The sequence below is a fragment of the Gulosibacter sp. genome, from assembly GCF_052090685.1.
In the GTDB taxonomy this organism is placed as follows: domain Bacteria; phylum Actinomycetota; class Actinomycetes; order Actinomycetales; family Microbacteriaceae; genus Gulosibacter.
Genome location: NZ_JBQDBE010000022.1, coordinates 32,409 through 57,187 on the forward strand (window position 1 = coordinate 32,409; position 24,779 = coordinate 57,187).

Genomic DNA, 24,779 nt, shown 5'->3' on the forward strand with positions numbered 1-24,779 from the left:
GTGGCCAATGAGTCCGAGCAGGAATTCGACGCGGCCCGTACCGAAGTTGATCGCCTGCGCGAACAGCTCACGGCATGGGCCGATAGCTACTACACAAGCGACGTCCAAACGGTCACCGATGCCGAGTACGACGAAGCAATGGCCCGACTTCGGGAACTCGAAACCGAGTTCCCCGAACTCGAATCTCAGGACTCACCGACGCGCACCGTTGGTGGCCGAGCATCCACCTTGTTCGACCCGGTCGAGCACCGTGAACGGATGCTTTCGCTCGACAACGTGTTTTCGATCGAGGAACTCGACGCGTGGCTGCAACGGGCGAACCAGGCCGCCGGCGGCAAAGTGGACTGGCTCACCGAACTCAAGATAGACGGACTCGCGATCAGCCTCACCTACGAGCGCGGCCGACTCACCAAGGCAGCCACCCGCGGTGACGGTCGTACCGGTGAGGACGTCACTGAAAACGTCGAATACATTGCCGCGATTCCGCAGCAACTCGCCGGGGAAAAGCAGGCCTTCCCTGAGGTAGTCGAGGTGCGCGGCGAAGTGTTCTTCCGCCTGGACGACTTCACGGCGCTCAATGCACGGCAAACCGAATCTGGTGAGAGTGCCTTCGCGAACCCACGCAATGCCGCATCTGGTTCACTGCGGCAAAAGGCCGAGGGCAAGAACGAAGAGCGTCTGCAGCTCATGCGCGATCGCCTCGGCCGACTCAGCATGTACGTGCACGGCATCGGTGCGTGGGAAAATCCGCCGGTCGCAAATCAGTCAGAGGTCTACGAGCTACTCGCCAAGTGGGGACTGCCCACGAGTCCGCACGCACGGGTTTGCAAGAGCATCGAAGAAGTGCTCGGCTTCGTCGAAGAATTCGGTGAGCGACGGGCAAGTATCGAACACCAGCTGGACGGCATTGTCGTAAAAATCGACAACCTCGACCTTCACGAGGAACTCGGCGCCACCTCCCGCGCACCCCGCTGGGCGATTGCCTATAAGTATCCACCGGAGGAGGTCCACACCGAGCTGCTCGGCATTCGAGTCGGTGTCGGACGCACCGGCCGAGTCACCCCCTATGCGGTAATGCGGCCCGTCGAGGTGGCCGGGTCCACCGTAACCTTTGCGACTCTCCACAATCAGGATGTTGTGCGCCAAAAGGGTGTGCTGATTGGTGACACCGTGGTGCTGCGCAAAGCGGGGGACGTGATCCCGGAAGTCTTGGGGCCGGTACTCGACAAGCGGCCCGAGGATGCGACCGAGTTTGTCATGCCCACGAAGTGCCCCGAATGCGGGGCAACTCTGCGGCCAATGAAGGAAGGTGACGTCGACCTACGCTGCCCGAATGCGCGCAGTTGTCCCGCCCAGGTTCGCGGTCGCGTCGAACACATCGGTTCGCGAAACGGGCTCGACATCGAGGCGCTCGGGGAAGTCACTGCCGCAGCACTCACACAGCCGGACGTTCCAGAAACACCGCCTCTCACCACCGAAGCAGGCCTTTTCGAGCTACAGCTTGAGCAACTCGTGCCAATCGTGGTGACGGTGCGTGACGCCGATACCGGCGAACCGCGCATCGATGACGACGGCACACCCCGGCAGCGCACGCCGTTTCGGGTAGGAAAGAAAACCTATCCGCCCGGGACCGAAGACATGACCGCCGCCGAGCGTCGGGCAGCGAAGGTGCGGAAAGACCACGTGGTCTATAGCCCCAGCAAACAGGCGGAAAAGCTCCTCGAGGAACTCGAAAAAGCGAAAACCAAAGAACTGTGGCGTCAACTCGTGGCGCTCAACATCCGCCATGTTGGCCCCGTCGCCGCACGGGCACTCGCAGACTGGTTCGGCTCGCTGGCCGCGGTGCGTGCAGCCTCCGTGGAAGAACTCTCCGCAGTCGAGGGAGTGGGCCCGATCATCGCGGAGTCGATCGCGCAGTGGCTCACAGAAGACTGGCATGTCGAGATTATTGACCGGTGGACCGCCGCGGGCGTCAGGTTCGCGACCCCCGAGCATCCTGGCCCCGGAAAAATCGAAGACGTTGAAGGACCCCTCACGGGACTCACAGTGGTCGCCACCGGCAGCCTCGAGGGCTTCACCCGAGAGGGAGCTAAAGAAGCAATCATTGCCGCTGGCGGCAAGGCTGCGGGCAGCGTGTCGAAGAAGACGGACTTCGTTGCCGCCGGTCCCGGGGCCGGGTCCAAGCTCACGAAGGCGGAAGAACTCGGCATACCGGTGCTCGACGCCGACGGCTTCAGACTGCTGTTGGAGGGCGGACCAGCCGCGGTCGCGGATCTCGCGATAGGTTGATCGCCAAGCTGAGAAATTTATATCGTTTCGCATACAAAACCGTTATCGAGCACACTCCGCGAAATCTGGTCGGCTACGCTTGCCCACGGATTCACCCCCGGAATCTCAGTTGTCAGGAGCCCCATGGTCAGTAAACAGTTGCGCGATCTCGCCGCAATGTCACTGTTTACGCACGTTCATGCTGAAGCAGAATTGAATGACTCTACGCTGGATTCGCAGTGGCAGGTCGATCTTCCGCAAGCCTCGATTACCTTTAACGGTCACGAAGGAACCCGAACGTACCCGGTGCAATTGCTCGGCTCGATCGCGCACGCTGCTGGCACCTGGATGTGGGGTTGGCAGGAAGCGAACGAATCGAGATTCCCAGCGAAGGCACTGAGCGTTGCGCGACGCGTTCGGGAAGCCGGCCTGCAACGGGGTATTCCGGAGTTGACCGAGCCGGTCGTAGTGCTTTCGGACACTCCCTCACTTATTTTGCGGCTCGCGGCCGAGACAATTGGCGATCTGCTCCACACCATCACGGTGGATGCGGGACGGGGCCTGAGCCTTGTGCTCGCGATCGATGCGGGGCCGCTTCGCCCGCTTGATTCTCAGTCACTGCTCTCAGCCACGATGCACGGCGCGGATCTCGGGATCACCGACGACCACCGCAGCGCGCTCGAGACCTATGCCAAGCGACTCGGACTGGACTGCAGCACCACCGCGGCCGAAGGCTCCAGGCTGCGACTGGGCTGCGAGATCGGGGCGATTGAGTTTGAGACCGATGAATCCGGTCGCCTGACGAAGTTGCAAGAGGCCAGCCTGTCGTATCGACACGCGGGCTAACGCTGCAGCTGCGCTTCATGGGAAGCGAGCACTCAACAGGCAACTAGACTGGCGGGCGTCGTATTCGCATTCGAAGACGGAGCATTATGTCCGACATCACCGCCGCAGACGTTGCGCACCTCGCCAACCTCGCGCGCATTGACCTCACCGATGACGAGGTCGACCTCATGACCGAGCAACTCGGGTCCATCCAATTCCTCATCGAGAAGGTGAGCGAGGTGGCAACCCCTGAGATTCCACCGGCAAGCCACCCTCACGTGATGAACAACGTTTTCCGACCCGACGAGATCGGCGAGGTACTTGATCGCGCCGATGCGTTGGCCGGAGCACCCGATCAGGACGGGGAGCAATTCCGTGTTCCCGCGATCCTCGGTGACGAGCAGTAGGAGCCACGAATGACGAATCTCACAACCCTCACTGCTGCCGAGCTTGCCGAAGCGATTTCTGCGGGCGATACCACCTCGGTTGCGGTAACGCAGGCGCACCTCGAGCGGATCTCGAGCGTTGACGGTGACGTCCACGCCTTCCTCAAGGTGGACACCGAAGGCGCTCTTGCCCAGGCAGAAGTCGCTGACCAGGAGCGTGCCGCGGGCAACGCATCCTCACCGCTGGCCGGTGTCCCGGTCGCGGTGAAAGACAATATCGTCACCAAGAACCTCGAAACGACCGCGGCCAGCCGCGCGCTTGAAGGCTGGGTGCCGCCATACGACGCCCACGTGGTCGAGAAGCTGCGTGCCGCGGGCCTACCCATCCTCGGGAAGACCAACCTCGACGAATTCGCGATGGGCGCATCCACCGAAATGTCGGCCTACGGCCCGACCCACAACCCGTGGGATCTTGACCGGGTTCCCGGCGGTTCCGGTGGTGGTTCGGCCGCTGCGGTAGCTGCCTATGAGGCACCGATCGCACTCGGTACCGATACGGGTGGCTCGATTCGTCAGCCCGCATCCTTCACCGGCACAGTCGGGATGAAGCCCACCTACGGCGCCGTGAGCCGTTACGGTGCGATCGCGATGGGCTCTTCGCTGGACCAGATCGGCCCCGCAAGCCGCACAGTGCTTGACTCGGCGCTCTTACAGGACGTCATCGGTGGCTTCGACGCCCGCGACCAGACCTCCATCCCGCAGGAGTGGACCTCCTTTGCTGACGCGGCACGTGCGGGCAAGCAGGAAGGCTCCATCAAGGGGCTGCGGATTGGCATTCCGCGGCAGATCGCCGAGGACGATGCCTACGATGCGGAAGTCGCCACGCTCTTCCAGAACAATATCGACCAGCTCAAGGCACTCGGTGCCGAAGTCACCTGGATCGACACCAAGACCTTTGACTATGCGGTTGCCGCCTACTATCTGCTGATGCCCGCCGAGGTGTCAAGCAACCTCGCCCGCTACGACTCGGTGCGCTACGGCGTGCGCGTGCTGCCCGAGACCAGCCAGGCCAATGTCGAACGAGTCATGGCCGCAACGCGCGCGAAGACGCTCGGTGCGGAAGTGAAGCGCCGCATCGTGCTCGGTACCTACGCCCTTTCTTCGGGGTACTACGACGCGTACTACGGTTCCGCGCAGAAGGTTCGCACGCTCGTGCAGCAAGACTTTGCGGATGCCTTCAACCAGGTCGATGTGCTGTTCACCCCGACCGCGCTTACGGGCGCGAAGAAGTTTGGTGAGCTGACCGAGCCGAAGGACATGTATACGAGTGACCTGACCTCGATTCCTGCGAACCTCGCCGGTGTGCCCGCAATCTCCCTTCCGGGAGGGCTTGCGGCAGGGCTGCCGATTGGCATGCAGTTCATGGCGCCCGCTCGTGAAGACGCGCGTCTTTATCAGGTGAGTGCCGCGCTTGAGGCCGCACTCGAAGCAGAATGGGGCGGCCCGTTCTGTGCAAACGCACCCGAATTGAAGGAGTCGAACCGCTAATGGCTAAGCCAGAACTCATGGACTTTGAGCAGGCGCTTGAGATTTACGAGCCGGTGATCGGCCTCGAGGTGCACGTGGAGCTTGCCACCGAGACTAAAATGTTTGCGCCCACGCCCAACCCGGCCTTCGCAAACAACGACAAGGAAGCGAATACCTGGGTGGGGCCGGTTGATCTCGGTCTTCCCGGGACGCTTCCGGTCGTGAACGAGCAGGCGGTTCGCTACTCGATCTCGCTCGGGCTGGCGCTCGGCTGCAGCATTGCCGAAGTGTCGGGTTTTGCCCGGAAGAACTACTTCTACCCGGACAACCCGAAGAACTACCAGATCTCGCAGTACGACGACCCGATCGCCTACGAGGGGAGCGTGGAAGTCGAGCTTGTGGACGGCAAGGTCTTCCACGTCGAGATCGAGCGTGCACACATGGAAGAGGATGCGGGAAAGCTCACCCACGTGGGTGGCAACGCGAGCCGCATTCACGGTGCGAGCTCTTCGCTGGTGGACTACAACCGCGCCGGCGTGCCGCTGGTGGAGATCGTCACGAAGCCGATCTTTGGTGGCGAAGAGCGCACCCCGGAACTTGCCGCGCAGTATGTTTCGACGATTCGGGACATTGTTCGTTCGCTCGGGATTTCGCGCGCCCAGATGGAGCGCGGCAACCTCCGCTGCGACGCCAACGTGTCTCTGCGCCCGCGTGGCCAGGAAGCGCTCGGCACCCGCACCGAAACGAAGAACGTCAATTCCTTCCGCTCCATCGAGCGCGCGGTGCGCTACGAGATCCAGCGACAGGCGGCACTGCTTGCCGCCGGTGGCACGATCCAGCAGGAAACTCGTCACTGGCACGAAGACACCGGCCGCACCTCCTCGGGCCGACCGAAGTCGGACGCCGACGACTACCGCTACTTCCCGGAACCCGATCTCATGCCAATCCGCCCTTCGGCAGAGCTGGTCCAAGAGCTTCGGGATGCGCTGCCCGAGTCGCCGGTGCTCCGTCGCCGCCGCTTCAAGCAGGACTGGGGCTTGGCCGATCAGGAGTTCCAGGACATTGTCAATGGTGGGCTGCTCGAAGCAGTGGCCGCCACCGTCGAAGCGGGCGCAACTCCGAGCGGAGCGCGCAAATGGTGGCTTGGGGAACTGAGCCGCATCGCAAACGAGCGTGGCGTGCATCCAGATACGCTTGCGACACCAGCTCAGGTTGCCGAGATTGAGGCGTTGATCGCCGAAGGAACCGTGAACGACAAGCTCGCTCGCCAGGTCCTCGAAGGCGTGCTCGCCGGTGAAGGCTCACCACGCGAAGTTGTGGCAGCTCGGGGACTGGCTGTGGTGTCCGACGACGGCGCGTTGATTGCGGCCATTGATGAGGCACTCACCGCGCAGCCCGATGTGCTCGCGAAGATCAAGGACGGTAAGGTGCAGGCCGCCGGCGCCATCATCGGCGCCGTCATGAAAGCAATGGGTGGTCAGGCGGACGCGAAGCGCGTGCGCGAACTCATCCTTGAGCGCGCTGCAGAAAACTAAGCTGCGCTTCGATTGAGAGCCTCGCGGCCTTGACCACGAACTCGGGGGCGTCAGCGTACACGGCGGCAAGAATGTCGTCCACGCTGGCGTCCTCGCCGGTTTCCTGAGCGTGTGTAGCCAGTATGTGCTGAATCTGCTGCAAGCGTTCCTGGCGGTGCGCTCGGAGCCGCCGCGCTTCCGTCGCAGCGCTCTCGATCGGGTCGCCGTGCGCGGGAAAGATCCGAGCATCCCCGAGTGCCTCGATCTTGTCGAGCGTCTCGAAATAGTCCGCGAGTGAGCCATCCGGATGATCGATCATGGTGGTGGAACCGCCGAGAATCGTGTCTCCGGTCAGGATCGCACCGTGCTCGCCATACGCGGGCAGCACCACACTGATCGAATCCGAGCTGTGACCCGGGGTCGCGAGCACGCGAATTCTGATGCCGCCAAGCTCGATCACTTCACCATCAACGAGTGGACCTGCTCCGCGCGTGTACTGCGTTTTAGCCGCACGGGAAGGGGCGTTCGTCATCTCGCTAAACCGCTCAAAGGCTCCCGTGTGATCGGAGTGCCAGTGCGTGTACAAGACCAACGCGATGGGGCCCGCAGCCGCAACCAGCGCATCCAAATGCCCCTGATCATCTGGGCCAGGGTCAACAACTACTGCAGCTCCGGAACCCGCACCAATGATGTAGGAATTTGTACCATTCAGAGTCATCGAGTTTGGATTTGGCGCGAGGATGCACTGAACTAGATTATTAGGGTCAGCAGAATTGGTCATGATCACAGGCTACTCGTGCGTTCGAGGTTGACCGAGTAGTCTGCGATGCACGCAGTGACGCTAGTGGAGCAACGTAGGGAGGGCATGTTCGACATGCAAGAAGCGGATCGAACAGGTAGCAGGCTTGCGGCCACCGTCATCCTTGTGCGTGACGGCGATGACGGACTCGAGACGCTGATGATGCAGCGACCCGCTCGCGGATCTTTCCCAGATGCCTGGGTGTGGCCGGGCGGCGCTGTTGAACAGGCCGACCAGCACGCATTGGCGGCACCAAACGAAGCCGAAAGCATTGCTGCCCGAGCCGCTGCCGTTCGTGAAACCCACGAAGAGACGGGGCTCGTGTTGGAGCCGGAGACGCTCATTCCGCATGCGATCTGGAGCCCACCGAACGGTGTCAAACCGCGCTTCCGGACTTGGTTTTTCATGGCTCCCGACCCTGGTGGGACCCCTGTGGCCTTTGAACCGGAAGCGGTCTCACTCGAGTGGGTCAATCCGAATGCGATGCTGGATGCTCACGCCCGTGACGAAATTACCCTGGTCGTTCCCACCTGGGTCACGCTGCACCAGATCAGCGCGTCATCGACGATGACAGAGGCCCTCGATCGGTGTGTCGGGGAACCGTTCGAGCACTTCGAGACGAAGGTGCTCGAGGACGGTAACTTGTTTTGCTGGTTCGGTGATGCGGCCTTCGAAGACGGGGAGGGTACCGCTAATGGCCTGCACCGCCTTGAGGCCGCCACCCGTCCCTGGCGCTACATCACCGAGCCGGGCCGCTAACGCTCTGGCTTGATGCGAATCATCGCTTCTTGGGAGACACTCGCGATGAGCCGACCTTCCCGATCGAAGAACCGTCCGTTGGTGAGGCCGCGCCCACCTTGGGCACTCGGCGAATCGAGCACGAACAGCAGCCACTGATCGGCACGCGCAAACCGATGGAAACGGATGCCGTGATCGAGACTCGCAACGCGCAGACGCGGATTGATCCACGCGAGTCCGTGTCGACGCAAGACAGGGTCGAGCATGATGTAGTCGCTGACATAGCAGAGCGCGGCACGGTGAATGACCGGATCATCCGGCAGCTCGCCGCCCTGCGCCTTCACCCACACCGCTTCGGACGCAATCCGCGGCTCCGCCGGACGCAAATAGAGCGGCCCATCAACATGTCGCATCGCGAACGGCCGACGGTGCACCCAATAGTTTGCGAGCGAGTCACCCGCGACGGCCACGTGCGCGGCCTCGCTCTCGAGCGTTTCGGGTCCGGGGATTCCACTCGGCATCGAGGCTGCGTGCTCGAGTCCCGGCTCTTCGATCTGAAAGCTCGCGTTCATCGACCAGATCTGTTTGCCGTGCTGATACGCCTGCACGAGTCTGGTGCTGAAGGAATTACCGTCATGAATCAACTCGACGGCGAAGGTGATCGGGTAATTCACATCCCCCGGGCGGAGAAAATAACCGTGCATCGAGTGGATTGGCCGGTCCTCGGGGACGGTTTTGCTGGCCGCAATAATCGACTGCGCAGATACCTGACCACCAAAGACTCTGCCGTGCGGCATCCACTGGCTTTTGCCGGTGTAGATGAACTCGCCGGTGCGGGCCCCGGTGTCGTCAAGGTCGAGCGTGGCGAGGAAGGAATCCAGCGGCGCAAGTTCTTCCAGCTCACCTCGGTCCGGAGCCCCGTCTTGGCCGAGCAGTCTAACCATTTACGATCTTGTCCTTTACCTGGCGACGAAGCACCTTGCCGAGCAGCGACTTTGGCAGTTCCTCCCACACGAGGTAGTTGCGAGGTACCTTGTGCTCCGCGAGACGCTCTCGAGCGTGCGCGCGAACCGATTCCTCATCGAATTCTGCGCCCTCTTCGAGCACGACTACTGCCGTGATGATCTCTGCGCCACTCGAGCCGCGCTGGACGCCGACCACGGCGCTCTCCGCGATGTCTTCGTGGAAGTTGAGCACCTGCTCCACCTCGGTCGGGGCGACATTGAACCCACCGGTAATAATGAGTTCCTTCTTGCGGTCGACAATCGTGACGAACCCATCCTCATCCTGGGTCACCAGATCGCCGGTGCGTAGCCAACCGTCTTCGAGGAGCACCTTGTCGGTTTCTTCCTGGTTATTCCAGTAGCCCTGGAAAACCTGCGGTCCTTTGACGAGCAGCTCGCCCGTCTCGCCGAGTTCGACTTCGCGATCGAGATTTTCCTGGTCCACAACTTTCATGTGGGTGGATGGGCAGGGGAGCCCAATCGTGCCGATCTTGCGCTTGTCGGAGAACGGGTTGGCGAAGAGGAAGGGCGAGGCTTCGGTGAGGCCGTATCCCTCATTGAGCTTGCCCTTCGCCACCGATTCCCATCGATCAACGACCGGGTCGGACAGCGTCATGGCACCCGACATTGCGTAGATCGCCTGCGAGAGATCGAGGTCGGAGTTCTGCTTCGCGACCCGTGCGAGTCGGTCGTACATCGGCGGTACGCCGGGGATGAACGTGGCCGGGTGCTTTTTCGACGCGTCGGTAATGAGTTCCGGGTCGAAGGTGGGAAAGAGCGTGACGCGGGATGCGGAGACGACTCCGTAGGTGAGTCCGAGGAGGAGCCCGAAGGAGTGGAAGAGCGGCAGGAAAGAGTAGATCGTCTCCTTGCCGGGCGTGAAGTTCGGCATCCAAGCAGCACCCTGACGGCCATTGGAGAGCAGGTTGGCGTGGGTGAGGATCGCGCCCTTGGGCGTACCGGTGGTGCCCGAGGTGTAGGACAGGCAGGCAACATCCTCCGCACTCGGACCGGCGAGTGCCTCGGGGACGGGCTTCTGCCCCAGGAGCTTCTCGAAAGGCACGGTACCAGGTGCCTTTGCCGTGAGCTTGGCGCGAGACTCTTTGGCCTTCGCGACCGGCAGGGAGAGCATGGCGCGGAGCTTGACCGGCATCATCTTCGTCATGTTCACCGCAATCACATGCTGCACATCCACTTCGCCAGCGAGGGACTGCACCGTGGGCGCGACCTTGTCCCAGGCGATGGTGATGGATGCACCGTGGTCCTTGTATTGTGTGAGTAGCTCACTGCGCGTATAGAGCGGATTGTGCTCGACCACAACCGCACCGAGACGAACGATCGCAAAGTAGCTGATCACATGCTGCGGGCAGTTCGGCATGACGAGTGCGATGCGGTCACCGCGCTTCACCCCGATGCGGCGAAGACCGTTTGCGAAGCGCACCACGTGATCGTGGAGTTGCGCAAAGTTGAGCTCGTAGCCAAAGAACTCCAGGGCAGGGGAGTCCGGATAGTTGCGGGCACGCTCAGCCAGCACGTCATAGAGCGACTCGGTAACGGGTTCGATGTCGGTGGGCACATTGTCGGCGTAGTTCTTGGTCCACGCCCGCGTGGCGTTCATCTGCTTCGCATCCATGTCGAAAGTCTATGCGGCTGCGTTTGTATGTCGGTAGGACAGGCGACAATAGGGGTATGTCGAAGAAGGATTTTGGTGGTCGAATCGTTGGCGAAGTCGCCGACGACACCACTGCAACGATCCTGCACGTCGATATGGATGCGTTTTTTGTGGAAGTTGAGCTGTTGGATCGGCCTGATCTGCGCGGTAAACCCGTCGTGGTCGGAGGTGTCGGCGGCCGCGGCGTGGTGTCTTCTGCGAGCTATGAGGCGCGCGCTTTCGGAGTGCGCTCCGCAATGCCGATTGGACAGGCACTGCGGCTGTGTCCGCACCTCGAGATGCTGCCGGGGCACATGCATAAATACCGCGATGCGAGCCGCGTGGTGATGGATATCTTTCGAGAAATCACACCGCTGGTTGAGCCACTGTCAATCGATGAGGCGTTTCTAGATGTCTCCGGTGCCACGCGACTATTCGGCTCGCCCACTGAGATCGCGAAGATGATCCGCAAACGCGTGCTCGAACGCACCGGCTTGCCGTGTTCCGTGGGCGTTGCTGCGACGAAATTTGTTGCCAAGCTCGCGAGCGGCAAGTCCAAGCCCAACGGACTGCTCGTGATTCCGGAGCAAGACACCGTCGGCTTTCTGCACCGCCTGCCCATCGGTGCGATGTGGGGAGTCGGGGACGTGACCGAGAAGCGGCTCCACGATCGTGGCATCCACACCGTCTTTGACCTGGCTCACACCCCGGTGCCGGTGCTCGAACGCGTCGTGGGGAAGTCAAATGCGGGGCGACTTTCGGCGCTCGCGTGGGGAAGGGACCCGCGATCGGTGCAAGTCGAGCGTGCGGAGAAATCCGTCTCGCATGAGCAGACCTTCGAGGTCGACGTCACCTCGCACGCCGAACTCGAACGCGAGATTCGGGCCCAGGCGGATGCGGTGGGCGCGCGGCTGCGCAAAGCCGGTTTGGTGGCAGGCACGGTTGCGATCAAGCTGCGCTGGTCGAGCTTCGAGACACTGACCCGGCAAATGCGGCTCAGCCGCGCGAGCAATACCGGCTTGACATTGTTCAAAGCAGCGAAGGAACTCTTCGACGAGGCACATCGCGAGGGCCAAGCAGTGCGCCTGATCGGGGTGCGTGCCGACCAGCTTGCCGAGGGCGGCGATGGCATGGCGCTCACGCTGTGGGACGAGCACCACACCGATGAATGGGATGCCGCCGAACGAACCATTGACGAGGCCACCGATAAATTTGGTCGGGACGCGCTGCGTCCGGCGTCACTGCTCGGTCGCCGTGAACGTCGGGATCGTCGCACCGGGCTCAGCGAGCGTCCCAATCGCCCCTCGCAGGGGTTGGAATAGCGCTCGCTGGCGGACTACTCCGGAGTCGGGCCAAACACCGCGGCGCTGTGCCCGGGCATCCGCACGCGCTCACCATCCAGCGTGATCTCGTCATCGGTGGCGAAGAGAATCTGCGGAAGTTCGCGGTACTGCGTCCAACGGACGTCGACGTCGAGATCGATGGACTGCGGTTGATCCGAGAAATTCAGCACAATCTCCAGGTCGCCGCGCCAGAAGGCGAACACCTGCTCGGAGACGAAGTACTCCACCGACACATCGCGAAGCCAGGGTGCCGTGAGCTCGGGATGCTCACGCCGCAGCGCAATCAGCTGGCGGTAGATATTGAGCAGCTCCGAGCGCTCGGGGTGGTCCAGCTCCATCCAATCGAGCTTCGAGCGTCGGAAGGTATCCGGGTCTTGCGGGTCCGGAATCTCAGATTCATCCCAACCCATCCGCGAGAACTCGCGGATGCGTCCCTCGGTCACCGACTTTGCGAGGTCCTCTTCGGGGTGGGAAGCGAAGAACTGGAAGGGGGTGGTTGAACCCCACTCCTCGCCCATGAACAGCATCGGGGTGAATGGCGAACACATGAGCAGCGTCGCGCCGACCGCGAGTTGCCGTGTGGACAGCGACTCGGAGAGCCGGTCGCCACGCGCACGGTTCCCGATTTGGTCATGATTCTGTGTGGATGCGACCAGTCGCCAGGCGTTCGTGCCAGGCGCGAGGGGGCGGCCATGACGGCGGCGACGGAAGGTGGACATCGCGCCATCGTGGAAGAAACCATTGGTGAGCACCTTTTTCAAGGAGCCCATCCCGCCACCGCGCGTGGATGCAAAGTCTTCGTAGTAGCCCTCGGCCTCACCGGTGAGGCAAACGTGTGCGGCGTGATGGAAATCATCGGACCACTGGGCAGTGATCGCATACCCACCTGCCACGCGCGGTTGGATGACGCGCGGAGCATTCATATCTGACTCTGCGATGAGCGTGAGCGGCCGACCGACGTGCGCCGAGTATGCCTCGACTTCCATTGAAATGTCTTCCAGGATGTGCGTTGCGCGCGTGTCCACAAGGGCGTGAACGGCATCGAGCCGCAATCCATCAACGTGGAAATCGCGCACCCACATGAGGACGTTGTCGATGATGTAGCGGCGCACCTGATCGGAGTCGAAACCGTCGAGATTGACCGCATCGCCCCAGGAGGTCTGGTGCTGGTTCGCGAGGTAGGGTCCAAACTTACCCAGGTAGTTGCCGGAGGGCCCCAGGTGGTTGTAGACCACATCCTGAATCACCCCGATACCGCGCTGGTGGCAGGCATCGACGAATCGCTGATAGGCGAGCGGGCCGCCGTAGGGTTCGTGGACGGCGTACCAGTAGGTGCCGTCGTAGCCCCAGCCGGTGTCGCCGTTGAATGCGTTGACGGGCAGCGGCTCGACGAAGTCCACGCCGAGGTCGACGAGGTGGTCGAGCCGTTCGATCGCGGCATCGAGCGTACCGTCCGGCGTAAACGTGCCAATGTGCAGCTCATAGATCACTGCTCCGGCGAGTTGACGGCCGCGCCAGTCGTGGTCTTCCCACTCGTACCACTGCGCGTCAAAGGTTCGCGAGAGCCCGTGCACGCCTCCCGGTTGTCGACGTGAACGCGGATCAGGGTACGGAGTGGGGTCATCATCGATGAGATAGCCGTAGTCGGCCTCGGCGTGTGGCCCCTCATCGGGAAGCTCCGGCACACCAATGGGGCGCCACCAGGATTCGTCACTGCGGCGCATGTCGTAGATTTCGCCGTCAACCTGCACGCGAAGGCGCTTCGCGAACGGCGCCCAAACATCGAAACGGGGGTCACGCATGGGTGAGAACTCCAGTTCTTCGGTACTTAGTTGCGGAGCAAAATGACAACGGGAAGCTCTTCGAGCAGCGCCGCGACGGCAACCCTGCCGGTGAACTTACGACCGGTGAGCTGGTCTACCCAGGTTCCCTCTGGGAGTTCGAGTTTCGTGTCATGCCAACCGCCACCGCGTTCAAGTCCGACCGGTCGGCGGACGCCCACAAAGGCAACGCCGCCGCGATCGAACGCGATCACGTGCTCGGCTGCGGGGCCGGTGGCGGTCCACGGCAGATACTGCATGAATCGCTTCGGGAAGTGCTTTCTTAAGCGAAGTGCCGCAGTGGTGAGCATGAGCTTGACCGCTCCGGTGTCATCAATGTCGGGGCGGGCACCGCCGATCACTGCATCCAGCGCCGTTTCGCGGGTGAGCCAGCGCACGGGCCGGCGATTGTCGGGGTCGACCAGGGTGTGGCTCCACAGCTCGGTGCCCTGATAGACATCGGGGACGCCCGGGGCGAGCAACTGCATCCCCTTAATCACCAGCGAATTCGACCAACCGGGCTGCTTGACGCGATCGAGGAAATTGTTGAGCACCGCCACCGCCGCGGGGTGATCAAATGCGGTGTCGACCGCGGCCAACAGCTCCGCCTCGTACTCTTCGTCGATCTCGGTCCAGGTAGTGATGTCGCCAGCTTCGCGCGCAGCTTTCAGCGCGTAGTCGTGCAGTCGTTCTCGACGAGCGGGCCACGCACCCACAATCGCCTGCCAGAGGAGATTCGCAAAGGAACGATTGCGGATCGGCGAAATGTGGAGGAGCTCCTCGAGCGTGTCGTGCCACTCTTCGGGTAGCTCACTCAGCACATCAATGCGCGCGCGGACATCCTCACTGCGCTTCGTGTCGTGGGTGGTGAGGGCGGTCTGCGCGGCCGGCCACCACTCGAGACGCCGTTGCTGTAGTTCGTGGAACTTGTCGTGGCTGATCGCAAACAACGATGGGTCGCCACCGACCTCATTGAGGGAAGTCAACCGAGAATAGCGATAGAAGGACCGGTCCTCGACGGCCTTGGCCATCACCATCCCGGTGATCTGCTGAAAGCGAATCGAAGCGGGATGCTCGCGGTTAGCGAGTACGGCATGCACCTGCTCGATCGCATCGGCAAGATCTCCCCGCCAGTCGACCGCGTTGCGTGCCGCGCGGTCGAGCTGCTCCTGTCCGGTGGGCAGATACGTCCGATACACGCCAAAATTGGCGGCAATCTCGGATAGGGCATCTGCTGCCTGGTCGATTTCGGTGCCCGAGCGCGCAATCTCGCGCGCGACCCACTGAATTTCGGCGTGCAGCGGACCGTCCGTGACGAATCGCTTCATGCTGTGCACGAGTGTGGGCCAGTCATCAACATCGGTGTGGGACAGCGCTGAGGTGGTGTCGTCGAGCACTTGCTCCGCGGCGGGGTCGATCATGATTCGCTCGTATTCCCCGAGCGCGTCGTAGCCGGTGGTGCCTTCGGTCGACCAGTCGGGCAGATCCTCACCGAAGTGCAGAATCTTCTCGACCGTGACATAGGCCCCGTCGGTTTTCTCTCGCAAGCGAGCAAGATAGCCCTCAGGATCCCGCAGACCATCCGGGTGGTCGATCCGCAAGCCATCCACGAGCCCGTCGCGGACCCAGGAGAGAATCTCCGCGTGCGCGTCATCCCACACCTGCTCGTCTTCTACGCGAATACCAGCGAGGGTCGTGATCGTGAAGAAGCGGCGATAATTCAATGCCCAGTCGCCGAGGCGCCAGTGCACGAGTCGATAGTGCTGGCGGTCGTGGATGCTGCGGGCATCATCGGCTTCGTTATCAGCCGAGCCGGGGGCGAGGGGATACTCATTATCGTGATAGCGCAGAACCCCGACACCGCGATCGATCCACATCCCACCAATCGGATCACCCGGGTGCGCGGGCATGTCATCGTCGCCAATTACCGGGATGAGGAGCTTTCCATCGCCGGCCTGCCAATCGATATCGAAGTACTTCTCGTACGTTGACTCCTGACCGTGCTCGAGCACATCCCACCACCACGGGTTTTCACGCGGAATCTCGATCCCCATGTGGTTCGGCACGATGTCGACGAGCACGCCGAGTCCCGCGTCATGCGCGGCACGGGAGAGCCGCTCGAGCCCCTCGCGACCGCCGCGTGACTCGTCCACCTTCGTGGGGTCGACGACGTCATATCCGTGGGTCGAGCCGCTTCGCGCCTGCAGGATGGGGGACAGGTACACCCAGTCCGCACCGAGCTTGGCGAGATACGGCACGCGGGCCGCGGCATCGTCGAGCGTGAACTCCGAGTTGAGCTGGAGTCGGTAGGTGCTTGTGGGAGTGCGCATGGTGACCCTTCCTTAGTGATCGAAGACAGTGGTGATCGAGGAGGCTGACAACTTGCTAGGAGGTGGGCGTCTGATCGTTCGGGGGAGTGATGATCGGAATCGGCGTCGTCCAACCCGCAACCGAGGCGGCCACGGAATGGTCCGGTTCATTTTCGGGTTCCGCGTATTCGCGCAAGAGGATGACGGTCCGCTGCGGCAGCAGCATGTTGGCGCCCGCTTCAATCACGCCGATATCGGAGTTGATACCCGCGGTGTCGATCACCGCTTCCCAGCGGTACTGGAACTCACCCGAGGGAATCGTGACATTCACATCCTGGTCGGAGGCGTTGAAATACATCAGAAAGCTGGAGTCAATAATGTGCTGGCCGCGGGCATCCCGGCCGGCGATCGCGTCGCCGTTGAGGAAGTAGCCCATGGCCTTCACAAACGCCTCATTCCAGTCTTCATCCTCCATCGGCGTGCCGTCGGTTGACACCCACATCACATCGGGAAGCCCCTCACCCTCACCGCGCTTGGCAACCTTGCCGTTCAAGAAGTGACGCCGGCGGAAGGTCGGGTGCTCGCGTCGTAGGTGGGTGACGGCCTTGGTGAACTCAATGAGCGGTTGATCGGCTTGCTCCCAGTGAATCCACGACAGCTCGCTGTCTTGCGCATAGGTGTTGTTGTTGCCGTGTTGGGTGCGGCCGAGTTCGTCACCGTGCGAGAGCATCGGCACACCCTGAGAAAGGATGAGCGTGGCGATGAAGTTGCGTTGCTGGCGGGCGCGGAGAGCATTAATTTCGGGGTCATCAGTTGGCCCCTCAACGCCCATATTCCACGACCGGTTGTGGCTTTCGCCATCGCGACCGTCTTCACCGTTGGCGTCATTGTGCTTCTCGTTATAGCTCACGAGGTCACGCAGCGTGAACCCGTCGTGGGCGGTGACGAAGTTAATCGACGCCACCGGGCGTCGACCGGAACGCTCGTAGAGATCGGAAGAGCCCACCAGGCGGGTCGCAAACTCCCCCAGGGTAGCGGGCTCACCACGCCAGAAGTCGCGAACCGTGTCGCGGTACTTCCCGTTCCATTCGGTCCACAGCGGTGGGAAGTTCCCGACCTGGTAGCCGCCGGGGCCAACATCCCACGGCTCAGCGATGAGCTTTGCCTGCGAAACAATGGGGTCCTGCTGGACGAGGTCGAAGAACGCCGAGAGCTTGTCGACATCGTGCAGTTCGCGCGCGAGCGTGGATGCGAGGTCGAAGCGGAAGCCGTCCACGTGCATTTCGGTGACCCAGTAGCGCAGCGAGTCCATGATCAGCTGCAGGGTGTGCGGACTACGCATATTGAGCGAGTTACCGGTGCCCGTGTAGTCAGTGTAGTAACGACGGTCCTCTTCGAGACGGTAGTAGGACTCATTGTCGATGCCGCGGAAACTCAGCGTTGGCCCGAGGTGATTGCCCTCCGCGGTGTGGTTGTACACCACGTCGAGGATCACTTCGATGTCGTTCGCGTGCAGGGTCTTCACCATGCTCTTGAACTCCTGCACCTGCTGACCGTAGTCGCCGGTGTGGGCATAGTCGCCGTGCGGGGAGAAGAAGTTAAGGGTGTTGTAGCCCCAGTAGTTACGCAGGCCCTTTTCCTCGAGTACCGAGTCGTGCACAAATTCGTGCACGGGCATGAGCTCGATCGCGGTGACGCCAATCTTCTTGAGGTGCGCGATTACCGCAGGATGCGCGACCGCGGCATAGCTTCCGCGCATCTCTTCCGGAATCTCCGGATGCATTTGCGTCAGTCCCTTGACGTGGGCCTCATAGATCAGCGAGTCAGCGTACGGGGTGCGGGGGTGACGATCGCCGGTCCAGTCGAAGTACGGATTAATCACCACGCCCTTGGGCATGAACGGTGCCGAGTCTTCTTCATTGTGGGAATCTGGATCGCCGAAGTTATAGCTGAATACGGCCTGATCCCATTCAATATCGCCGCTAATTGCCTTGGCGTAGGGGTCGAGCACGAGTTTGCTCGGATTGAAACGCTGGCCCGAGTGCGGGTCATAGGGACCGTGGATGCGGTAGCCGTAGCGCTGACCGGGTTGGACAGAAGGCAGGTAGCAGTGCCACACGAAGGCATCTTGTTCGAACAGCCGAACACGACGCTCATTGCCATCTTCATCAAAGAGGCAGAGCTCAACACGCTCGGCTCCCTGCGAGTAAATTGCAAAGTTCGTACCAGAACCGTCATACGTGGCACCGAGCGGGTAAGCCGTGCCCGGCCATGACTCGGGGATCTGGAGCGCGGACTCTTTGGATTCAGTGGCGGCCTGTGGCTGCGCCTCAGGCACAGAAATTGACTCGTTCATCAGACTGCCACTCTAAGCCGGGATTCTTACCGAACTGCTGAGACACCGCGTCTTCACGCTGATCGCCTGCGACAGGGAGCGCTCGCACGGCACGGATGGCGCTTCCAGGCTGCATGCATCCACAAACCGTAGCGTTGCTTCTATGAGTGAACGACTTAATTCCGCAGGTGATGCAGTATCGAAAATTGGCGCCCGACTTGCCTACGGCGAGCGCGTCGACTTGGGACACGAACAGATCATTCCGGTCGCGTTTTGGGCCGGTGGCTCTGCTGAGGGCGAGGGTGGCGTAGACGCCGATCGCCACGCTGAGGGCGGCACCGTCGGTGGCGTCGCGATTCCACTCGGAGCATACGTCGGCGACGACTACGGCACTCGCTTCCGTCCGAACATCATTGCGCTGCTCGCCGTCGTAACCCCGCTCGTGATGGTCGGTGGCTGGGCACTTCCTCGCCTGGTCAAAGCGCTTAAAAAGTAGCGCGCGAAATAGCCGCACTTATGATCATCGCCATCGACGGGCGATCCGGCTCAGGGAAGTCGACGCTCGCGGGCGAGGTCATTGACCGCATCGGTGGACAGCTCATCCATGTCGAGGATTTCTATCCCGGCTGGGGTGGACTTGAATCCGGTGCGGTCTATTTGGCGTCGCAAGTCCTGAAGCCACTGCGGCAGGGCGAGCGCGTTGCCACCCCGCGTTGGGACTGGCACAGTGACGTCTTTCGCGATGGCGATGTTATTGAACCGCGCGGCCTGATTGTCGTTGAAGGCTGCGGGGCACTGTCTCGTGCCTCGCGGCCACTGCTGGATTTCGCGGTGTGGCTCGAGGCCGCCCCCGAGTTCCGGCGCGCTCGAGCAACGGAACGCGACGGTGACGACAGGTGGTGGGCGGGTTGGGCTGCGCAAGAGGATGCGTTCTACGAGCGTGAGCGCTCGCCGCAACTCGCTGACCTGCAACTGAGCGCCGATGGCGATGCGGAGGAACTAATTGCTCGCCTTAGGACCTTGGCGTGCTAGTAGTTATAGCTCGTCGAATTCACCATTGATGAGAACCACAGCCCACCGGTAATGCTCGCGATGATGACGATCACGATCGCAACGACAATCATGATGAGCGACCACAACAGTGTCGCTCGGGCGTAGTTTTTCTTCGCGATCGACTCGGTACCGCCAAAGGCCAGAACGAGCAAATAAATGAATCCCACGATGGGGATCATCATCAGGAACACCGCAAGCATCCAGCTTCCGAGCGTGTCAGTTTCGCTGGCCGGACGCTCATATGACTGCGTTGGGTACGGGTTCTGCGTGTACGGCTGCTGGTAAGGCTGATACTGCGACAAGTCGAGTCCTTTTCTTTGCTTCGTATTCAGTCGGAATACGGGCTGGCTGCGGTGATGACCTGGTTCAGTATGCAGCCTGATTCCTACGCCCAACCCAACTCGTGCAGATGTTCGTCGTCAATACCGTAATAGTGGGCAATTTCGTGCACGAGCGTCACGTGAATCTCGTGGCGCAATTGCTCTTCGGTGTCGCAAATGGTGAGTAACGGTTCGCGAAAAAGTACGATCCGATCGGGCAATTGTCCGTAACCGTAGTTAGCGCGATCGAAGAGGTCGTAGCCCTCATAGACCCCCAGAAGGTCGAGTGAGCCATCTTCTGGACGATCTTCGATGACGAACACGAGGTTCTCGAGCCCGTCGACGACTTCATCGGGCAGCAGATCCAGTTCGGCCACGACCAATTTTTCAAACTCGTCCATTGCCAAGTCCATGTCTTGTCTCCCTGTGCATCCATGCTGCCAACACGCGCCAACCTTGCTAAAGTACCCGGTGAAGCTCGGCACTCGAGCTTGCGGACGAGGGAGCAGTACCCGCCTACGACAAGACTGACTCGAAAGGGTTGATTTTATGTCGTGGGCGATTTTGATTTTAAGCGGGATGCTCGAGGCGGTGTGGGCGAGCGCGCTCGGCGCCTCGGAAGGGTTCCGAAAATGGCGTCCCACACTGTTGTTCTTCGTGTCGATGGTGATCAGCATGGCTGGGCTCGCGTATGCGATGCGTGAACTGCCGACTGGGACCGCCTATGCCGTCTGGGTTGGTATTGGGGCAACGCTCACTGTGGTGTGGGCGATGGTGACGAAAGCGGAGCGCGTATCGATTATGCGCGTTGCCCTGCTCGTACTGCTCATTGGTTCAGTTGCGGGTCTCAAGGTGGTGAGCTGAGGATGCCGTGGATCATTTTGATCGCGAGTGCGGTGCTCGAAGCGGTGTGGGCGACTGCACTGGGATTGTCTAATGGCTTCACCGAGCCGGTTGCGACCGTGGTGTTTCTTATTGCCGTGACGCTCAGCATGCTCGGTCTCGGCTGGGCGGCGAAGTCAATTCCCATGGGAACCGCCTATGCGGTTTGGACCGGGGTCGGTGCCGCACTGACGGTGATTTATGCAATGCTGACCGGCGCGGAAGCGGTTTCCTTTTGGAAGGTTGTCTTCCTCGTCGGAATCATTGGCGCGGTAATTGGGCTCAAACTCGTGCCGAGTTCACCGGTGCGGGACAGCGTGCTGGCCAATGGTTCTGCGCCAGCCGATGGTTCGGACGCCGAGACGGTGACCCGAGCGCGGCAAACGGATTAACCCTGGGCCTCGGTTGCGGCATGGGTCGTGCAGCGGATGTGACTGCCGCTGCACGACTCGCAGGTCACGAGCCGCTCGCGGCAGGACGGATCGCCGCAATTCTGGAGTCGCGGGGTGGGGTTGGCGCAACGGTGGCATTGCCCGAGCACTTTCGGGTTTGGCGCGAAGTCGATGTGCTCGCGCGCATCGAAGACGGTGAGCGAACCTTCCCACAGCCCGTCATTGCCGAAGCGTTCGCCATAGCGGACGATGCCACCGTCGAGCTGGTAGACCTCCTGAAACCCTCGTTCAATCATGAGGGCGGACAGAACTTCGCAGCGGACGCCACCCGTGCAGTAGGTGACTACGGGCTTGTCCTTGAGGTCGTCGTACTTGCCGGACTCGATCTCCGAAATGAAGTCGTGTGTGGTGTCGGTTTTGGGCACGATCGCATCCCGGAACCGGCCCACCTCGGCTTCGATGGCGTTCCGGCCATCGAAAAACACCGCATCCGGTTTTTCTTCGAGCAGCGTGTGGAGCTCATCCGGTGCGAGGTGCTGTCCGCCGCCCACGACGCCGTGTTCATCCACCTGTAATTGCTCGGGGGCACCGAAGGAAACGATCTCATCGCGTGCCTTCACGCTGAGCTTCGGGAAGTCGAGCGAGAAGCCATCTTCGTCGAGACCGGTGCCGTCCGACCACTTCATGTCGACGTTGTGGAATGCCGGATATTCGCGCAGTCGACGGACATACTGCTTGCACGCATCGATATCGCCGCCGACGGTGCCGTTGATCCCGTGCGGAGAGACGATGATGCGGCCGCGCAGTCCGAGCCGTTCGCACAGGTCACGCTGCCACAGCCGGATCGCTTCGGGATCGGACAGCGGCGTAAACACGTAGTAGAGGAGGATTTTCGGAACGGCCATCCGACAATTCTACGGTTGCCACACGCGTTGAGTGTTAGCCGCCCTCACCAGAGAGGAACTGCGAGAGCTTTCGAACCACGTCATCCGAGATGACCTGGTCGTCTTGTCGATCACGTTCGCGGAAGTCTCGCGGTCCGTGCACCGAATCGTGGAGTGCTTCCATATCCCGATCCATTTGTGCCGCGGTTTCAGCGCTTTCCTCGAGTTTGAGCACCACCTCGGGCGGAACATCCCCGTCGTACTTATAGAAAATCTTGTGCTCGAGTGTGGCCCAAAAATCCATGGCCACGGTGCGGAACTGCACTTCGACGGGAACATTCACCGTTCGCGAGGAAAGGAACACCGGTACTTCGACGATGGCGTGCAAGGAACGGTAGCCATTCGGTTTCGGGTGGGCGATGTAATCCTTGACCTCAAGGACCCGCACATCGGGTTGGCCCGTGAGGGCTTCAAATACTCGATAGGTGTCTGCCGTGAAGGAGCACGTCACCCGTACTCCCGCAATATCGGTGATCTTGCGGAAGCTCGACAGTGAAGGCTCCAAGCCCTTGCGCGTGACTTTGTCGACGACGCTTTCGGCGCTCTTGAGTCGCGTGGTTACCTGCTCGATTGGGTTGTAGCTGTGTAACTTGTCGAATTCCTCACGCAGGATTCGAATTTTAGTGGTGATCTCATCCATGCCGAACTGATAGGACAGCATCAGCCGCGTGAAGTCTTCCCGCACCCCACGAAATGTCTCAATGATGTCGGGCGCATGTTCGGGGGCGGTTGCGGTCATAGAGAAATAACCTACTCGCGGAGGTTGGTGATTTCCTGGCTATGTCAATGAAACTGTTGGTGAAATCCGGCGGTTTTGGTGCGAGGGCTAATGTGTTGGCGCGCTCAGCAGGTTCGCTGCCGCTTCGTCGACCAGTACCGACACCTTGGGGTGGTGGTGGAGGAGCGTGATCGGCCAGTCAGTGGTCACTTGACCGTCAACAAGCTCGTGTACTGCCGCGGCCTTTACTTCACCGAGCGCAATGAGGAAGATCCGTCGAGCCTCGAGGATGGTTCCGAGGCCCTGGGTGACGCAGCGAGTGGGAACCGCATCCACGTTGCCTTCGAAGAAGCGGGAGTTGTCGCGACGAGTCTGCTCCGTGAGTTCGAGGACTCGAGTGCGGGAGTCAGCAGCCGAGCCCGGCTCATTGAAGGCGATGTGGCCATTGGAACCGACACCGAGGATCTGCAAGTCGATGCCGCCTGCCGCGATGATGGCGCGGTCGTATTCTGCGGCGGCTGCTTCCGGGTCTTCAGCGTTGCCATCCGGGCCGCTTACGGCTCCGGGAGCAAAATCAACTTTGCTGAGGAAGTCTCGAACGATCACGTTGAAGTAGCGTTCCGGGTGGTCGGTTGATAGTCCGACATATTCATCGAGCATGAATCCTCGTGCCTGCGCGAAACTGATGCGTCCCTCGCGGTGCCGCCGAGCGAGCTCGTCGTATACGGCAAGTGGACTCGATCCGGTGGCGAGCCCGAGCACTGCCGTAGGTTTTTCGCGAAGCAGTTGCTCGATCTCATCGGCAACGGTTCGAGCAATCTCACTGATGTCGCGGGTGATGACTACGTCCACCGGCACTCTCCAACGTACTGGCCCGGAGCATCCGGGCGGGAATTTCAACAATCGTCGAATAGTACTCGCATCTTGTGAGGACGCAAGATCGGGATGATTGAACGCCCCCCCCTGGAGCTCCCCGCTTTGAGCTCCCCACCTCCGCAGAGTGGTCGATCGTTGTTGTTATCCGGGAGTTTGACCCCAAGTATTGACCACTTTGTGGAGGGGCGTTTCACGACAGCTTTCGAAAAAGTAAAGCTCCCGACTTCAGCATGATTGCAATGAAGTCGGGAGCTAAATCGTGGGGTCCCTTCGTAGCCAGTTCTCAAACCCCAGCCCGGGGCTAAAATTGTTGATTTCTCGCTGGAAACGAGGCGTATACCGTGTATCGCGGCGGGTCGGTAGCACCCCGATACAAGACGTGCGAGGGCCCTGCGTCAGGAGGATTGGGAAACCTCAAACCTTTCTCACCCCCGCTGAAGTAGACCGCTTGGTCGACGACTACCTCGCTGGCCTCAGTGTCGGATACCTAGCTCAAATGTATGGTGTGCACCGCGCGACGGTCTCGAAGCACCTCACCCGAAACAACGTTGTGCGCAGACAGAGCGGACTCACCGTTGACGAAGCCGCCGAGGCAGTGAAGCTTCATCACAGTGGCATCTCAATGCGCGAGATTGCTAGATCGCTTGGAGTAGACCGCAAGCAGGTACGCCGCTCACTCGTTACTGCTGGCGCGCTTGCCTACAGCAGAGCATAAACGCCCCGCTTGAACAGTCGCCCGATCGGGGTGCGCAGCCACCGCGGCGGCCTATTCGAGATAATCGCGAAGCTGGTCTGACCGCGACGGATGGCGGAGCTTCGCCATCGTCTTCGACTCAATTTGTCGGATCCGCTCTCTGAACAGACCATACGTGTCGCCAATTTGTTCAAGGGTCTTGGGCACAACGCCTCCGAAGCCATAGCGCAGTTGAATGACACCGGCGTCGCGCTCCGACAACGAGTCAAGGAGTTGCTCAATTTGCTGTTTCAGCATAGTCGACCTCACCACGTCTTCGGGATCCACCGCGTTGACTCATAAGAAACCTCCGCGTAGCTCGATACGTTGCCTCATTTGAAT

23 protein-coding genes, 1 pseudogene and 1 riboswitch are annotated in these 24,779 nt (G+C 61.1%); of the genes and pseudogenes, 12 read left to right on the forward strand and 12 right to left on the reverse strand.

The genetic code is table 11. The features are described from left to right. From ligA to gatB, 5 genes are all read left to right on the forward strand, one after another. Complete coding sequence (ligA, locus tag ACTHXA_RS12925; protein ID WP_441673018.1) at window positions 1-2,289, forward strand: NAD-dependent DNA ligase LigA; 2,289 nt, start codon at window positions 1-3, stop codon at window positions 2,287-2,289. A 123-nt stretch (window positions 2,290-2,412) separates the two neighbouring features. Beyond that, entirely contained in the window at window positions 2,413-3,114 is a 702-nt protein-coding gene (locus ACTHXA_RS12930) for a DUF6882 domain-containing protein (protein WP_441673020.1), read from the forward strand. Between the two features lie 86 nt (window positions 3,115-3,200). Next, window positions 3,201-3,500 carry an Asp-tRNA(Asn)/Glu-tRNA(Gln) amidotransferase subunit GatC gene (gatC, locus tag ACTHXA_RS12935; protein ID WP_441673022.1) on the forward strand — a complete coding sequence of 100 codons (300 nt, stop codon included), beginning with the start codon at window positions 3,201-3,203 and terminating at the stop codon, window positions 3,498-3,500. A gap of 9 nt (window positions 3,501-3,509) precedes the next feature. Further along, window positions 3,510-5,027, forward strand: a complete 1,518-nt coding sequence (gene gatA / locus ACTHXA_RS12940; RefSeq protein ID WP_441673024.1) for an Asp-tRNA(Asn)/Glu-tRNA(Gln) amidotransferase subunit GatA — start codon at window positions 3,510-3,512, stop codon at window positions 5,025-5,027. Continuing rightward, window positions 5,027-6,541: an Asp-tRNA(Asn)/Glu-tRNA(Gln) amidotransferase subunit GatB gene (gatB, locus tag ACTHXA_RS12945; protein ID WP_441673026.1), complete on the forward strand. Its 1,515-nt coding sequence runs from the start codon at window positions 5,027-5,029 to the stop codon at window positions 6,539-6,541. The genes gatA and gatB overlap by 1 nt, the downstream gene beginning before the upstream one ends. On the opposite strand, the gene ACTHXA_RS12950 is transcribed toward gatB, so the two are convergent. Beyond that, on the reverse strand, window positions 6,513-7,238 hold the full coding sequence (locus ACTHXA_RS12950; protein WP_441673028.1) for an MBL fold metallo-hydrolase: 726 nt from the start codon (window positions 7,236-7,238) through the stop codon (window positions 6,513-6,515). The two genes, gatB and ACTHXA_RS12950, sit on opposite strands and share 29 nt — an antisense overlap. Window positions 7,239-7,385: 147 nt before the next feature. Between ACTHXA_RS12950 and ACTHXA_RS12955 the strand changes: the two genes are divergently transcribed. Then, window positions 7,386-8,078 (forward strand): NUDIX hydrolase, encoded by a 693-nt coding sequence (locus ACTHXA_RS12955; protein WP_441673030.1) that lies wholly within the window; start codon window positions 7,386-7,388, stop codon window positions 8,076-8,078. Here ACTHXA_RS12955 and ACTHXA_RS12960 read toward each other — a convergent pair. Further along, window positions 8,075-9,001, reverse strand: coding sequence for an acyl-CoA thioesterase (locus ACTHXA_RS12960; protein WP_441673032.1), 927 nt, complete (start codon window positions 8,999-9,001; stop codon window positions 8,075-8,077). The genes ACTHXA_RS12955 and ACTHXA_RS12960 overlap by 4 nt on opposite strands. Continuing rightward, entirely contained in the window at window positions 8,994-10,694 is a 1,701-nt protein-coding gene (locus tag ACTHXA_RS12965; RefSeq protein WP_441673034.1) for an AMP-binding protein, read from the reverse strand. Before ACTHXA_RS12965 ends, ACTHXA_RS12960 begins: the two co-directional genes overlap by 8 nt. Before the next feature lie 56 nt (window positions 10,695-10,750). On the opposite strand from ACTHXA_RS12965, the gene dinB reads away from it, so the two are divergent. After that, a complete protein-coding gene (dinB, locus tag ACTHXA_RS12970; protein WP_441673036.1) occupies window positions 10,751-12,034 on the forward strand; it encodes a DNA polymerase IV in 1,284 nt (427 codons plus the stop codon). A gap of 14 nt (window positions 12,035-12,048) precedes the next feature. On the opposite strand, the gene treZ is transcribed toward dinB, so the two are convergent. The 3 genes from treZ to glgX are packed head-to-tail and all read right to left on the reverse strand — an operon-like array spanning window position 12,049 to window position 18,540. After that, window positions 12,049-13,857, reverse strand: coding sequence for a malto-oligosyltrehalose trehalohydrolase (treZ, locus tag ACTHXA_RS12975; RefSeq protein ID WP_441673038.1), 1,809 nt, complete (start codon window positions 13,855-13,857; stop codon window positions 12,049-12,051). A 26-nt stretch (window positions 13,858-13,883) separates the two neighbouring features. Continuing rightward, the gene (treY, locus tag ACTHXA_RS12980; protein WP_441673040.1) at window positions 13,884-16,205 is read right to left on the reverse strand and encodes a malto-oligosyltrehalose synthase; all 2,322 of its coding nucleotides are present in this window, start codon (window positions 16,203-16,205) and stop codon (window positions 13,884-13,886) included. Between the two features lie 55 nt (window positions 16,206-16,260). Next, entirely contained in the window at window positions 16,261-18,540 is a 2,280-nt protein-coding gene (glgX, locus tag ACTHXA_RS12985) for a glycogen debranching protein GlgX (protein WP_441673042.1), read from the reverse strand. A gap of 142 nt (window positions 18,541-18,682) precedes the next feature. On the opposite strand from glgX, the gene ACTHXA_RS12990 reads away from it, so the two are divergent. Then, entirely contained in the window at window positions 18,683-19,015 is a 333-nt protein-coding gene (locus ACTHXA_RS12990) for a hypothetical protein (protein WP_441673044.1), read from the forward strand. 20 nt (window positions 19,016-19,035) lie between these two features. Then, window positions 19,036-19,551 (forward strand): hypothetical protein, encoded by a 516-nt coding sequence (locus ACTHXA_RS12995; RefSeq protein WP_441673046.1) that lies wholly within the window; start codon window positions 19,036-19,038, stop codon window positions 19,549-19,551. Here ACTHXA_RS12995 and ACTHXA_RS13000 read toward each other — a convergent pair. Then, window positions 19,548-19,874 (reverse strand): hypothetical protein, encoded by a 327-nt coding sequence (locus ACTHXA_RS13000; protein WP_441673048.1) that lies wholly within the window; start codon window positions 19,872-19,874, stop codon window positions 19,548-19,550. The genes ACTHXA_RS12995 and ACTHXA_RS13000 overlap by 4 nt on opposite strands. An 83-nt stretch (window positions 19,875-19,957) precedes the next feature. Then, window positions 19,958-20,305: a metallopeptidase family protein gene (locus tag ACTHXA_RS13005; RefSeq protein WP_441673050.1), complete on the reverse strand. Its 348-nt coding sequence runs from the start codon at window positions 20,303-20,305 to the stop codon at window positions 19,958-19,960. A gap of 58 nt (window positions 20,306-20,363) precedes the next feature. Beyond that, window positions 20,364-20,429: riboswitch (guanidine-III (ykkC-III) riboswitch) on the forward strand. Between the two features lie 12 nt (window positions 20,430-20,441). Here ACTHXA_RS13005 and ACTHXA_RS13010 point away from each other — a divergent pair. Further along, complete coding sequence (locus ACTHXA_RS13010; protein ID WP_441673052.1) at window positions 20,442-20,756, forward strand: DMT family transporter; 315 nt, start codon at window positions 20,442-20,444, stop codon at window positions 20,754-20,756. Between the two features lie 2 nt (window positions 20,757-20,758). Further along, complete coding sequence (locus ACTHXA_RS13015) at window positions 20,759-21,166, forward strand: DMT family transporter (protein ID WP_441673054.1); 408 nt, start codon at window positions 20,759-20,761, stop codon at window positions 21,164-21,166. Here ACTHXA_RS13015 and trhO read toward each other — a convergent pair. From trhO to nagB, 3 genes are all read right to left on the reverse strand, one after another. Then, entirely contained in the window at window positions 21,163-22,071 is a 909-nt protein-coding gene (gene trhO, locus ACTHXA_RS13020) for an oxygen-dependent tRNA uridine(34) hydroxylase TrhO (protein ID WP_441673056.1), read from the reverse strand. The genes ACTHXA_RS13015 and trhO overlap by 4 nt on opposite strands. Window positions 22,072-22,105: 34 nt before the next feature. Continuing rightward, complete coding sequence (locus ACTHXA_RS13025) at window positions 22,106-22,849, reverse strand: GTP pyrophosphokinase (protein ID WP_441673058.1); 744 nt, start codon at window positions 22,847-22,849, stop codon at window positions 22,106-22,108. A gap of 87 nt (window positions 22,850-22,936) precedes the next feature. Next, on the reverse strand, window positions 22,937-23,680 hold the full coding sequence (gene nagB, locus ACTHXA_RS13030) for a glucosamine-6-phosphate deaminase (RefSeq protein ID WP_441673060.1): 744 nt from the start codon (window positions 23,678-23,680) through the stop codon (window positions 22,937-22,939). Window positions 23,681-24,152: 472 nt separating this feature from the next. On the opposite strand from nagB, the gene ACTHXA_RS13035 reads away from it, so the two are divergent. Further along, a complete protein-coding gene (locus tag ACTHXA_RS13035) occupies window positions 24,153-24,419 on the forward strand; it encodes a hypothetical protein (protein ID WP_441673062.1) in 267 nt (88 codons plus the stop codon). A 51-nt stretch (window positions 24,420-24,470) separates the two neighbouring features. On the opposite strand, the pseudogene ACTHXA_RS13040 reads toward ACTHXA_RS13035, so the two are convergent. Next, window positions 24,471-24,728 (reverse strand): annotated as a pseudogene (locus tag ACTHXA_RS13040) (sigma-70 family RNA polymerase sigma factor); the annotation flags it as partial. Between the last annotated feature and the right edge of the window lie 51 nt (window positions 24,729-24,779).

Coding starts and splice junctions, on each gene's coding strand:
- ACTHXA_RS12930 (WP_441673020.1), top strand. CDS start 2,413: ATGGTCAGTAAACAGTTGCGCGATCTCGCCGCAATGTCACTGTTTACG.
- gatC (WP_441673022.1), top strand. CDS start 3,201: ATGTCCGACATCACCGCCGCAGACGTTGCGCACCTCGCCAACCTCGCG.
- gatA (WP_441673024.1), top strand. CDS start 3,510: ATGACGAATCTCACAACCCTCACTGCTGCCGAGCTTGCCGAAGCGATT.
- gatB (WP_441673026.1), top strand. CDS start 5,027: ATGGCTAAGCCAGAACTCATGGACTTTGAGCAGGCGCTTGAGATTTAC.
- ACTHXA_RS12950 (WP_441673028.1), bottom strand. CDS start 7,238: ATGACTCTGAATGGTACAAATTCCTACATCATTGGTGCGGGTTCCGGA.
- ACTHXA_RS12955 (WP_441673030.1), top strand. CDS start 7,386: ATGTTCGACATGCAAGAAGCGGATCGAACAGGTAGCAGGCTTGCGGCC.
- ACTHXA_RS12960 (WP_441673032.1), bottom strand. CDS start 9,001: ATGGTTAGACTGCTCGGCCAAGACGGGGCTCCGGACCGAGGTGAGCTG.
- ACTHXA_RS12965 (WP_441673034.1), bottom strand. CDS start 10,694: ATGGATGCGAAGCAGATGAACGCCACGCGGGCGTGGACCAAGAACTAC.
- dinB (WP_441673036.1), top strand. CDS start 10,751: ATGTCGAAGAAGGATTTTGGTGGTCGAATCGTTGGCGAAGTCGCCGAC.
- treZ (WP_441673038.1), bottom strand. CDS start 13,857: ATGCGTGACCCCCGTTTCGATGTTTGGGCGCCGTTCGCGAAGCGCCTT.
- treY (WP_441673040.1), bottom strand. CDS start 16,205: ATGCGCACTCCCACAAGCACCTACCGACTCCAGCTCAACTCGGAGTTC.
- glgX (WP_441673042.1), bottom strand. CDS start 18,540: ATGAACGAGTCAATTTCTGTGCCTGAGGCGCAGCCACAGGCCGCCACT.
- ACTHXA_RS12990 (WP_441673044.1), top strand. CDS start 18,683: ATGAGTGAACGACTTAATTCCGCAGGTGATGCAGTATCGAAAATTGGC.
- ACTHXA_RS12995 (WP_441673046.1), top strand. CDS start 19,036: ATGATCATCGCCATCGACGGGCGATCCGGCTCAGGGAAGTCGACGCTC.
- ACTHXA_RS13005 (WP_441673050.1), bottom strand. CDS start 20,305: ATGGACTTGGCAATGGACGAGTTTGAAAAATTGGTCGTGGCCGAACTG.
- ACTHXA_RS13010 (WP_441673052.1), top strand. CDS start 20,442: ATGTCGTGGGCGATTTTGATTTTAAGCGGGATGCTCGAGGCGGTGTGG.
- ACTHXA_RS13015 (WP_441673054.1), top strand. CDS start 20,759: ATGCCGTGGATCATTTTGATCGCGAGTGCGGTGCTCGAAGCGGTGTGG.
- trhO (WP_441673056.1), bottom strand. CDS start 22,071: ATGGCCGTTCCGAAAATCCTCCTCTACTACGTGTTTACGCCGCTGTCC.
- ACTHXA_RS13025 (WP_441673058.1), bottom strand. CDS start 22,849: ATGACCGCAACCGCCCCCGAACATGCGCCCGACATCATTGAGACATTT.